The organism is Chryseobacterium phocaeense, assembly GCF_900169075.1.
Lineage (GTDB): Bacteria > Bacteroidota > Bacteroidia > Flavobacteriales > Weeksellaceae > Chryseobacterium > Chryseobacterium phocaeense.
This window is the reverse complement of record NZ_LT827015.1, coordinates 1,069,087-1,080,585: the sequence shown is the minus strand read 5'-3', so window position 1 is coordinate 1,080,585 and position 11,499 is coordinate 1,069,087. Positions and strand designations below refer to the sequence as shown.

Annotated in this window: 9 protein-coding genes; 7 read left to right on the top strand and 2 right to left on the bottom strand. The window is 39.6% G+C overall.

Translation table 11 applies throughout. The features are described 5' to 3' along the window. Nucleotides 1-4 precede the first annotated feature (4 nt). The 6 genes from B7E04_RS11515 to nhaA all read left to right on the top strand — a co-directional run bounded on the left by B7E04_RS11515 (nucleotide 5) and on the right by nhaA (nucleotide 8,851). Nucleotides 5-373, top strand: coding sequence for a response regulator transcription factor (locus B7E04_RS11515; protein WP_080778790.1), 369 nt, complete (start codon nucleotides 5-7; stop codon nucleotides 371-373). Nucleotides 374-628: 255 nt separating this feature from the next. Continuing rightward, complete coding sequence (locus tag B7E04_RS11510) at nucleotides 629-2,515, top strand: AMP-binding protein (RefSeq protein ID WP_080778789.1); 1,887 nt, start codon at nucleotides 629-631, stop codon at nucleotides 2,513-2,515. A gap of 60 nt (nucleotides 2,516-2,575) precedes the next feature. Continuing rightward, nucleotides 2,576-4,483 (top strand): acetate--CoA ligase, encoded by a 1,908-nt coding sequence (acs, locus tag B7E04_RS11505; RefSeq protein WP_080778788.1) that lies wholly within the window; start codon nucleotides 2,576-2,578, stop codon nucleotides 4,481-4,483. A 498-nt stretch (nucleotides 4,484-4,981) separates the two neighbouring features. Then, nucleotides 4,982-5,347, top strand: a complete 366-nt coding sequence (locus tag B7E04_RS11500) for a hypothetical protein (RefSeq protein ID WP_080778787.1) — start codon at nucleotides 4,982-4,984, stop codon at nucleotides 5,345-5,347. A gap of 112 nt (nucleotides 5,348-5,459) precedes the next feature. Continuing rightward, nucleotides 5,460-7,670, top strand: a complete 2,211-nt coding sequence (locus B7E04_RS11495; protein ID WP_080778786.1) for a RelA/SpoT family protein — start codon at nucleotides 5,460-5,462, stop codon at nucleotides 7,668-7,670. Between the two features lie 2 nt (nucleotides 7,671-7,672). After that, nucleotides 7,673-8,851 (top strand): Na+/H+ antiporter NhaA, encoded by a 1,179-nt coding sequence (nhaA, locus tag B7E04_RS11490; RefSeq protein WP_080778785.1) that lies wholly within the window; start codon nucleotides 7,673-7,675, stop codon nucleotides 8,849-8,851. On the opposite strand, the gene B7E04_RS11485 is transcribed toward nhaA, so the two are convergent. Further along, nucleotides 8,848-9,861 (bottom strand): YihY/virulence factor BrkB family protein, encoded by a 1,014-nt coding sequence (locus B7E04_RS11485; protein ID WP_080778784.1) that lies wholly within the window; start codon nucleotides 9,859-9,861, stop codon nucleotides 8,848-8,850. The genes nhaA and B7E04_RS11485 overlap by 4 nt on opposite strands. 319 nt (nucleotides 9,862-10,180) lie before the next feature. Here B7E04_RS11485 and B7E04_RS11480 point away from each other — a divergent pair, with 319 nt between their 5' ends. Further along, nucleotides 10,181-10,654, top strand: a complete 474-nt coding sequence (locus B7E04_RS11480; protein WP_080778783.1) for a 23S rRNA (pseudouridine(1915)-N(3))-methyltransferase RlmH — start codon at nucleotides 10,181-10,183, stop codon at nucleotides 10,652-10,654. A gap of 31 nt (nucleotides 10,655-10,685) precedes the next feature. On the opposite strand, the gene B7E04_RS11475 is transcribed toward B7E04_RS11480, so the two are convergent. Beyond that, nucleotides 10,686-11,489 carry a GLPGLI family protein gene (locus B7E04_RS11475; RefSeq protein ID WP_262484671.1) on the bottom strand — a complete coding sequence of 268 codons (804 nt, stop codon included), beginning with the start codon at nucleotides 11,487-11,489 and terminating at the stop codon, nucleotides 10,686-10,688. Nucleotides 11,490-11,499: the final 10 nt, after the last annotated feature.

The following is an 11,499-nucleotide window of genomic DNA, read 5'->3' as shown; positions in this document are numbered from 1 at the left end:
CTTTATGAAAAAGATCATTATTGCCGATGACGAACACAAAATATTAATGTCTCTGGAATACAGCTTTAAGAAAAATGGCTATGATGTGTATATCGCCAGAGACGGAACGGAAGTCCTCGATTTCCTGAAAACCATGGTCCCCGATGTGATCCTCCTTGATATTATGATGCCAAACCTCGACGGATACAGCACCCTGGAAATCATTAAACAGGACGAAAGACTGAAAGATACAAAAGTTATTTTCCTCAGTGCGAAAAACAATCCTAAAGACATTGAAAAAGGCCTTGATATGGGCGCTGATGCTTATGTTACGAAGCCTTATTCTATTAAAAAGCTGCAGCAGCAGATTGAGGAGATGTTTGAGGTGGAATGATAGAGATATCAGATATCAGACGCCAGACTTACAACCGGACCGTTTAGATATGAGATTAAAACATCATAGTGTCATTGCGAGCGCGGCGAAGCAATCTCTTAATATTCTTAATCCTTAAATGATCCTTAATGGTTTAAATTTTTCACCATTAAGATTGTTGTAAGCCGTTAAGAAGATTAGGTTTTAGCGTTGCTTTTTAAAGATTGCATCGTCGCTTCGCTCCTCGCAATAAAAACATGAAACACAAAAATTAATATGGACGCAGATATTTTATTTAAACAAAGCATAGAAGACAAAGAAAATTTCTGGAGAGAACAGGCCAAAGAAATCCAATGGTTTACCTTTCCGGAGCAAATTCTTTCAAAAGATAAAAACGATTATTCCGAATGGTTTTCTGATGGAAAGCTCAATATGTGCTATCTATGCATTGATCAACATATTGAAGACGGTTTTGGAGACCAGACTGCCATTGTATACGATTCGCCGGTTACCAACCAGAAAAAAAACTATACTTTCAATGAGGCTCAGAAGGAGATATCAAAATTGGCGGGAGGACTGGCATCTTTAGGTTTAAAAAAAGGAGATACGGCAGTTATTTACATGCCGATGATCCCGCAAACCCTTTTTGCTATGCTGGCCTGCGCCAGGATCGGGGTGATTCATAATGTGGTTTTCGGAGGTTTTGCGCCACATGAACTGGTGGTAAGAATTGATGACTGTAAACCAAAAGCTTTAATTACAGCTACAGCAGGCATAGAAATAGCCAGAAGAATCCCCTATTTACCTTTGGTGGAAAAAGCTATTGAGCTCGCTCAGGATAAAGTAGAAAACATTATTGTATACAACAGAAAACTGGCAGACAATCAGCACGAAATGTTTGACGGACTGATTGATTATGAAGAACTGGTTCAGAAATCAGAGCCTGCAGCATGTGTTTCAGTAGAATCCACTCATCCGCTTTACCTGTTGTACACCTCAGGAACAACAGGTAAACCGAAAGGGATCGTCCGGGATACGGGAGGCTATGCAACTGCTTTGAAATTTTCCATGAAATACATATACGGTGTTGAACCCGGAGAAACCTACTGGGCCGCCTCTGATTTTGGCTGGGCAGTAGGACACAGCTTCAGCGTTTACGGGCCGCTTATTAACCGGAATACAACGATTATCTTCGAAGGAAAACCGATTATGACGCCGGATGCCGGAACTTTCTGGAGAATTATTTCCGAATATAAAGTTTCCGTGATGTTTACAGCCCCTACCGCCATCAGGGCCATTAAAAAGGAAGATCCGAACGGTGAACTGGTGAAAAAATATGATCTCACCCACTTCAAAAAACAGTTTCTGGCTGGAGAAAGATGCGATGTAGCCACCTTAGACTGGTTTGCAGAACATATCGGAGTTCCGGCTATTGACCATTGGTGGCAGACGGAATCCGGATGGCCTATGCTTGGGTTAATGACCTTCGATGATCAATACAAAATCAAAAGAGCTGCTGCCGGAAAACCTATTCCGGGATATGATATTAAGATTTTTGATGAAAACGGATATGAGCTGGATGCTCATCAGGAAGGCTATTTAATTATCAGGCTTCCGCTTCCGCCCGGTGCTCTCCTGGGAATCTGGAATGATCATGAACGTTTCCGGAACAGCTACCTTTCCCAGTATAAAGACTATTATTTTTCCGGAGACGGGGCCATTCAGGATGAAGACGGCTATATTTTCATCACCGGAAGGGTTGACGATGTGATTAATGTGGCGGGACATCGGCTATCCACCTCGGAAATGGAGGAAATTGTTTCTTCCCACCCCGATGTTGCGGAATGTGCCGTTGTGGGAATTGATGATGACCTGAAAGGCCAGGTTCCTTTTGCCACGGTTGTTTTAAAAAACGGCGCAGTAATTACCGAAGAAGACATTGAAAAAGATATTGTTCAGATGGTCCGTGAAAAGATCGGGGCCGTTGCTTTTCTGAAAAACGCAATGGTTGTAAAACGTCTGCCTAAAACACGTTCCGGAAAAATCTTAAGAAAACTGATCCGGACGTTATTGGACGGAAAGGAATTCCAGGTTCCATCCACTATTGATGATGAGAAAATTATTGAAGAAATTCAGGAAAAGATCAGTGAATATAGGGCTTAAGCCGTTAATTAAACATATATTTAATACTAATAAAATTCAAATTCAAAAAAACGAAGGGATATGAGAAATTACCTGATAGAAGATCTGCCGCATTATTTTGAAGAGTATAAAAAATCGATCAAAAATCCTAAAAAATTCTGGGATAAGATAGCCGATCAAAATTTTGTATGGTACCAGAGATGGAGCAAGGTGGTTAAATATGATATGAATGAAGCAAAAATCACCTGGTTTAAAAATGCAAAATTAAATATCACCAAAAACTGCATCGACAGGCACCTTGCCGTAAGAGGTGAAAAAACAGCCATCATCTGGGAACCCAACGACCCGAAAGAAGAGGCTCAGCATATTTCTTACAATGAACTCTATACAAGAGTGAACAAAACAGCCAATGTTTTAAAGGAAATGGGCATTGAGAAAGGAGACAGGGTCTGCATTTATCTTCCCATGATTCCAGAGCTGGCCGTTACCATGCTGGCCTGTGCCAAACTGGGTGCCGTACATTCAGTGATATTTGCAGGATTTTCTGCGGCTGCAGTGGCTTCCAGGGTCAATGACTGTGGCGCCAAAATGGTCATCACGTCAGACGGAAGCTACAGGGGAAATAAAGTTCTGGATCTGAAAAGCATTGTGGATGAAGCTTTGGAGAAAACACCGAGCGTAGAATTCGTCCTGGTGGTGAAAAGAACCCATAACGAAATCAAAATGAAAGAAGGCAGGGACCACTGGCTGGCCGATCTTTATGAAAAAGCATCAGCAGACTTTGTTACCGTGATTATGGATGCCGAAGACCCGCTTTTCATCCTGTATACTTCCGGCTCTACCGGAAAACCTAAAGGAATGCTACATACTTCTGCCGGTTATATGGTGTATACCGCCTATACGTTTAAAAATGTATTCAATTATAAAGAGAATGATATTTATTGGTGTACAGCGGATATAGGATGGATCACAGGACACTCCTACATTCTGTACGGACCGCTTCTTAACGGGGCTACGACTGTCATTTTTGAAGGAATTCCCACCTACCCTGAACCGGACCGTTTCTGGGAAGTGATTGAAAAGCATAAAATTACCCAATTCTATACTGCTCCTACTGCTATCCGCTCATTAGCCAAGGAAAGCACGGAATGGGTAGATAAACACGACCTGAGCAGCCTGAAAGTGATTGGTTCCGTAGGCGAGCCTATTAATGACGAGGCCTGGCACTGGTTCAATGATCATGTCGGAAATAAAAAATGTCCGGTAGTAGATACGTGGTGGCAGACGGAAACCGGAGGCATTATGATTTCCCCGCTTCCATTCGTAACCCCGACCAAGCCTACCTACGCCACCCTTCCTCTTCCGGGAATCCAGCCTGTGCTGATGGATGATAAACGCAACGAAATCACCGGTAACCAGGTAACAGGAAATCTCTGCATCCGGTTCCCATGGCCGGGAATTGCAAGAACTATCTGGGGAGACCACCAACGCTATAAAGAAACCTATTTCACAGCCTTTCCAGGGAAGTATTTCACGGGAGACGGTGCGCTAAGAGATGAAGTGGGCTATTACAGGATCACAGGCCGTGTGGATGATGTAATTATTGTTTCAGGACATAATTTAGGAACCGCACCTATTGAAGACAGCATCAATGAGCATCCGGCGGTGGCAGAATCAGCGATTGTTGGTTATCCTCATGATATTAAGGGGAATGCTTTGTACGGTTTTGTGATCTTAAAAGAAACGGGAGAAGGCCGTGATAAGGAAAACCTTAAAAAAGAGATCAACCAGCTTATTTCAGACCAGATAGGACCAATTGCCAAGTTGGATAAGATCCAGTTTGTTTCCGGGCTTCCGAAGACGCGTTCCGGGAAGATTATGCGGAGAATTTTGAGGAAAATTGCGGAGGGGGATTTCAGTAATTTCGGGGATATTTCTACTTTGCTGAATCCTGAAATTGTGGAGGAAATTAAAAACGAAAGGATATAAATTACACTTTTAAAATATTATAAATACAGACTGTCCCAAAAAGGCAGTCTTTTTTATGTTGACTCATTTTTATCACGCAGATTTGGCTGATTATGCAGATTTTTTTTGAACCATTAAGATCAGTTAAGGAATGAAGGATCATTAAGAAAAATCTTTGATTTTTTCTGAAACTTAAGTGCTCTTCTCAGCATAATGTTTTTAAAATTAAATCAACTAAAGTGTTTAAAACTTTTGTGGCTTTTGTGGTTGATATTTTCACATCACCGAAATACATCCAGTAGAAACGGATTTCATCTCTTTTTATTGTCATACTCTTAGTATTGATCCAATTTCATGTTTTACATCATCAATAAAATTAAACAATCGTTCAATAGATATTTTCAAATATTTTAACATTATATTATAGACAAATCATTAAATACTAATTTTTATTACATTTTATGTATGAATTTTAAAAAATATTTATTATCTTTAAGTACAATTTAAAACCTATTGCTTATGTCAAATATATTAGCTGGATTATTTGCACATCACAGCGATTACAAAAAGCTTGAAGCCGATCTGGAAAATTCGGGATTTGAAAATTCAGATTACATAGTATACCTTAATAACGGCTCTGATACCTCTCAGTACCTTGCGAGTGTTGCGGTAAAAGATAATAACCAAACTGATGGCGCGAGGAATATTTTCAGCCAAAATTCAGTACTGAAAACCTATCTGTTTGAGAATATGGGTATTGGACAGGCAAATTACGATAATATCAAACGGTTTATCGATGCCAGAAACAGAGCCGAGATCCATAACAGCCCTGATGTGAGAATAAAGGCATCAAGCAGCGGCATGGATTCAGAAGTGAAATTCTGACGACAAACATAAAACCTAATAACCGGGAATCCGCAGAGCGTTCTGCGGATTTTTTATGTTTGAAAAGTTTAAAAAATTTCGTATTTTCGTCTAATTATAGGCATTTACACAAATGAGTTACGATTTAGAACAGGAAAATAAAGAGATCCTTGCCCGCTATAAGGATCTGATTTCGAACACATACAGAACGCTGGATGAGGAAAATAACAAACTTATCCGGAAGGCATTCGATATTGCATTGGATGCCCACAAGGATCAAAGGAGAAAATCCGGCGAGCCTTACATTTACCACCCTATTGCCGTAGCTAAAATTGTGGCCACCGAAATTGGTCTGGGAGCAACTTCTATTGCCTGTGCCCTGCTGCATGACGTGGTAGAAGATTCGGATTATACGTATGAGGATCTGAAAAAGATTTTTGGAGAAAAGATCGCCAATATTGTGAACGGGCTCACCAAGATCTCTATCATGAATCATCAGAATATTTCCGTACAGTCTGAAAACTACAGAAAGCTTTTATTAACGCTGTCAGAGGATTTCAGGGTGATTCTGATCAAAATTGCCGACCGTCTTCACAATATGCGTACGCTGGAAAGCATGGCTCCGGACAAACAGAAAAAGATCGCTTCGGAAACGGTTTATATTTATGCTCCCATGGCACACCGTCTGGGGCTGTATAATATTAAATCCGAACTTGAGGACCTTTCCCTGAAATACAACAATCCTGAAGTTTATAATGAAATCACGGAGAAGCTGGAATCTGCCAAAGAAAACCGGGAACGTTATATTGAAGAGTTCAAAACCGAGGTTTCGGAAAGATTAAAAGAGGAAGGGTTAAATTTCAATATCAAAGGCCGCGCTAAAGCTATTTCTTCCATTTACAGGAAAATGCTGAAACAAGGGGTTTCTTTTGAGGAAGTTTTTGACAATTATGCCATCAGGATCATCTATAAATCAGATGCAAAAAATGAAAAATTCCTGGCGTGGAAGATCTACTCTATTGTAACGGATGTCTATCACAGTAATCCTTCCAGAATGAGGGACTGGATCACACAACCACGCTCCACGGGGTACGAAAGTCTCCATTTAACCGTTCTCGGGCCGGATAAAAAATGGATCGAGGTACAGATCCGTTCGGAGCGGATGAACGAAATTGCAGAAAAAGGGGTGGCTGCCCATTATAAATACAAAGAAGGCTACAAACAGAGCTCCGAGGACCGTAATTTCGAAAGATGGGTAACGGAGATCCGGGAAGTGCTGGAGCAGCAGCAAAATCTTTCTACGTCTGAACTTTTAGATAATATTAAATTAAATTTATATTCCAAGGAAGTATTTGTATTTACTCCGAAAGGGGAAATCAAAATTCTCCCTACGAATGCTACCGCTTTGGATTTCGCCTTTTCCGTTCACTCTGATCTGGGAATGAAATGTCTTGGAGCGAAGATCAACGGGAAACTGGTCCCTATCTCCTATGTTTTACAAAATGGTGACCAGATTGATATTTTATCTTCTCAGAACCAGAAACCGAAATCTGACTGGCTGGAATTTGTAGTGACCTCCAAAGCCAAATCCAAGATCAAAAGTTATCTGAATTCCCAGAAAAACCAGCTGGTGGAGGAAGGAAAAGAAATTCTTCAGAGAAAACTACGCCATGCCAAAATCAACTTCAATGATGAAGAGGTCAATAAACTTCAGAAGTTTTTCAATTTAAAAACATCACAGGAACTGTTTCTTAAATTCCAGAGTAATGAGCTGGATGTAAGCAGTCTGAGAAAATATATCGAAAGCAAAAACGTATTCAATAATTTACTGTCGAGATTCAGAAAGTCTCCGGCGAAAAACGTTCAGTTTGAAGAGCCGAAAGAGCAGAATCTAGATATGATCGTTTTCGGGAAAGATGAGGAAAAGTTGAATTACAGCTATGCAAAATGTTGTACGGTAATTCCCGGTGATAAAATTTTCGGATTTATTACCATTTCTGACGGGATCAAGGTCCATAGTGACAATTGCCCGAATGCCATCAATCTCAGGGCACAATATGATTACCGGGTTATTCCTGCCAAATGGGTGAACGCGGAAAGCTTTAAGAACAGGGTGAAGATTGAAATTGAAGGTCTGGACCGGATGGGAATGATCAACGATATCACCACCGTAATCAGCGGAAGTATGGGAATGGACATGAAAAGTATGTCCATAGAATCCAATAACGGGGTTTTTATGGGCAACATCAATCTTGAGGTTAAGAATAAGGGACAGCTTGAGGAAACCTTTAAAAAGCTCAAGGATATTAACGGAGTCTCCAGGGTGAGACGACTACAATCATAAACATGAATTTATCTTTATATTTTAAAAAATTTTTCAGCAGCAACCAGACATCGGGAATACTCCTTATATTCTGCGTGCTTATTTCACTATTAATTGCTAATTCTTCTGCCGGTGAGGCTTTTCAGGGCTTTTTAGACCGGGAAGTGGGTACTCACCTTTTCCATCTTACCTATCCGGTCAGTATCTGGATCAATGACGGGCTGATGGCCGTTTTCTTCCTTCTGGTAGGACTTGAGATTAAAAGGGAAATGGTAGAAGGTGAGCTGTCTTCCTTTAAAAATGCATCGCTGCCGATATTTGCTGCCATAGGTGGAATGCTGGTTCCGGCGGTTATTTATACGTTTTTCAATTCGGGGACTGAATACAGCAGCGGCTGGGGAATTCCCATGGCAACGGATATCGCGTTTTCACTGGCGATTATCTCAATGCTGGGGAAAAGAATTCCAAATTCCATCAAAATATTCCTGGCTGCACTGGCTATCGTAGATGACCTGGGGGCTATTCTGGTGATTGCCGTTTTTTATACCGACCAAATTCACTGGACTTACCTGTTCCTGTCTTTAGGGGTAGCAGCTTTATTATTTCTGCTGAATTTTTTAAAAGTTACCAGGATTATCTTTTACCTTATTCCCGGGCTGTTTTTATGGTACTTCCTGCATCATTCGGGGATCCATGCAACAATTGCAGGGGTATTGCTGGCTTTCTCTATACCCACTAATGCTTCGAATGTAGAAATTTCCCCTCTTGAGAAACTGGAACACCAGCTTCATATTCCGGTAAGCTTTTTCATCATGCCGATATTTGCTTTAACGAATACCAATATTGCTTTTACCAGCGAAATGGTGGCCGGGGTTACGAGTACGTTAGGCCTTGGGATTATCTTCGGATTGGTATTGGGAAAACTGATTGGAATCAACCTGTTTTCATGGGTAGCTATTAAACTGAAGCTTAGTGAACTCCCTCAGAACAGTACTTGGCCACAAATGGCAGGTGTGGGACTACTGGCGGGCATAGGATTTACAATGTCCATTTTTATTGCCCTTCTTTCTTTTAAGGATGATATTCCGATCCAGGATGAAGCCAAATTTGCAATCCTGATTGCATCATTCCTCGCAGCAGTTATAGGTTTTCTGATATTAAGCGTAAGCTCTAAAAAAGATATGGAAGCTATAGAAGATTAATCCTTTTTCCGTTCTTCCAGTTTTCTTCTGTGTTCGTCATCGCTTTCAAGATTGGGCTCCGTAACCTGTGAATGATAATGAATGGCTTCCCTTTTTATTTCATCAGAAAGGAGTTTTTCGATTCTCAGCTTTCGCAGGGCCATATTGAGCTCGTTCCCGAATAAAAGGAGATATACATTCACGTTCACCCAAACCATCAGCAGGATCATACTTCCGATGGATCCGTACAGTACGTTGTATCGGGCAATATCCTTTACATAGATTGCAAAAATATAAGTGGTGAGCACAAACAGAACCGTCGTTAAAATGGCTCCGGGAACCGCTTGCCTGAATCTGGCAATTTTTACCGTACCCAGCCAGTAGAAAAGCGTCAGAAGGATAAAATAAAACAGCGGAAAAGAGACAAAACCAATGATTTTGGTAAGGTTATTGACCAGCCATGGAATATCATACGCCGGTGTAAAAAGCTTCATCACGACCTCCACATAATACACCCCGAAAAGCGCCAGAAAAACAATGGTGATAAAACCTATCGTTATAAAAAAAGAGAGAATAAATTCCTTTACATCAGTCAGTTTTTCATCGGAATTTTCGTTAAATCCATTGATCAGCGAAAAGGTTCCATTGGTTGCAAAAACAAGGGCCAATATAATGGTAAGGTTACTGATCCCTTTCATATTCGGGATGATGTTTGTTTCTATGTAGCCTCTTACGTCGCCTTCCATATTAGAAGGGAAAACATTATGCATCAAAACCTCAAAAATATAAAACTGAAGCTTGTCATAATGCGGCATATAAGGCAAAACAGACAAAAGGAAGAGTAAAAATGGAAATAAACTGATAGTAAAGCTCCAGGAAATGGCGGCTGCTTTTCTCCCGATATTCCCTTTAAAAATCCCGGAAATATAGATCTGAAACATCTGCCAGAGCGATATTCCCAGAACAGGAATATGAATACCGTCAAAAAATTCTTGAATCTTCAGAATAAACCGGGGAACTTTTATACTCATCTAATAGTGTATTTCACTATAAAAATAATGTATCGTTCTTAAAAACACATTATTTTTAAACAGTCTTTCTACAAATATAAACATTTTCCTTTTCCCTGCTACTGAGCTGAAATTGATCCTTATGCATCAATAGTAAAGATAATAAACACTTTCTTCATTTTCGAAAAGAAAAAACAGTGAATCTTGATTTTTACTTCGCAATTGAATGGTGAATTTTTAAAGGCCAGGAAATTTCAGTGAATGTGGTAATCCGGGGATTTTAATGTAATCTGTTTACAATCGGGAAAAATGCTACCTTTGCCGTTTCAAACCTCTTATCATGCGAATCAGCTTACTTTGTATCGGTAAAACAGATGACAAAGAGATCACTTCCCTGATCCAATATTATCTTACCCGTCTTCCCAAACACTGGAATTTTGAAATCAATGAGATTCCTGATGTAAAAAATGCAAAAAACCTTTCTGCCGATCTTTTGAAGAAGGAAGAATCTAAGCTGTTCCTCAACCATATTGATAAAAACGACCTGGTTATTATCCTGGACGAAAAAGGAAAACAGTTTACGAGCCGTGAATTTGCCCAGAAAATTGATACCTGGATGAATTTATCCGTTAAGAAAGTTCATATTCTTATCGGTGGCGCCTACGGCTTTTCAGAAGAAATCTACAGCCGGGCCAATGAAAAAATGTCTCTTTCGAAGATGACCTTTACGCATCAGATGATTCGTTTGTTTATTGTAGAGCAAATCTACCGTGCCGACCAGATTTTACAGGGAAAACCGTATCATAACGACTGATTTTTTCTTAGATGATCTTGAACCTAAGGTATTACTTACATGTATTGACCATTTCTATTTCATTATTATTTTCCAATAAATATTTCTTCTGCCTTATATCATAATCATTTTTCTCATTACGCCCTATTTCCTTCCCGTTAATCACATAAGTAGTAGTTTCAGTATTGATGTTTTCATAAACGATTGAAGGTTGTTTTTTATATTTTTCATAATAGGCCAACCATTTTTCAGAAGATAATTTTATAGGCTTAGGTAGCCCGAAGCTTCTATATTGAAGGTCATTCGTCTCTTTTGTTATAGCTTTTATATGAAAATCGTATTCGCCTTTGTTATCAGATATAGACAGTATTAGTCCCGGCAAACCATGAAATTTATAGGGTCCGTCTGAGATCGGGATTTCTGTTGTATACCATGCTGTCCATTTCCTTCCTCCGAAATTTAGCGTAGCTTTCTTACAGGTATATCCAAAATAAGTCTTCGACTCGTCTTTTTCCATCTTCCAATTCATTTTGCAATTAAAGTTGATATGAAATGTTGTCACAAAAAATTTTTCTTCTTGTGTTAGGCTGTCATTCGAAAGGTTTTTAAAAATTACTTTTTTGAATTTTGATTTATTTCTTGCTTCCGGAAATCTCAGGTTGCCTTTCTGGGTTCCCTCAATAAATTTTTTAACAACAGAAGATTTCAAAGAATCATCTCGGAAATTCTCATACCCGCTAAAAAAAGATTTTGACTGATTGATAATTAAAACTCCCAAATCGTTCACTAAAGCTTCATTCTCTACAGACGGTTTCCAGGCTATATCATAAATAATTTTATAATTCTGGGAAAACATAACATGGGAA

Coding starts and splice junctions, on each gene's coding strand:
- B7E04_RS11515 (WP_080778790.1), top strand. CDS start 5: ATGAAAAAGATCATTATTGCCGATGACGAACACAAAATATTAATGTCT.
- B7E04_RS11510 (WP_080778789.1), top strand. CDS start 629: ATGGACGCAGATATTTTATTTAAACAAAGCATAGAAGACAAAGAAAAT.
- acs (WP_080778788.1), top strand. CDS start 2,576: ATGAGAAATTACCTGATAGAAGATCTGCCGCATTATTTTGAAGAGTAT.
- B7E04_RS11500 (WP_080778787.1), top strand. CDS start 4,982: ATGTCAAATATATTAGCTGGATTATTTGCACATCACAGCGATTACAAA.
- B7E04_RS11495 (WP_080778786.1), top strand. CDS start 5,460: ATGAGTTACGATTTAGAACAGGAAAATAAAGAGATCCTTGCCCGCTAT.
- nhaA (WP_080778785.1), top strand. CDS start 7,673: ATGAATTTATCTTTATATTTTAAAAAATTTTTCAGCAGCAACCAGACA.
- B7E04_RS11485 (WP_080778784.1), bottom strand. CDS start 9,861: ATGAGTATAAAAGTTCCCCGGTTTATTCTGAAGATTCAAGAATTTTTT.
- B7E04_RS11480 (WP_080778783.1), top strand. CDS start 10,181: ATGCGAATCAGCTTACTTTGTATCGGTAAAACAGATGACAAAGAGATC.
- B7E04_RS11475 (WP_262484671.1), bottom strand. CDS start 11,489: ATGTTTTCCCAGAATTATAAAATTATTTATGATATAGCCTGGAAACCG.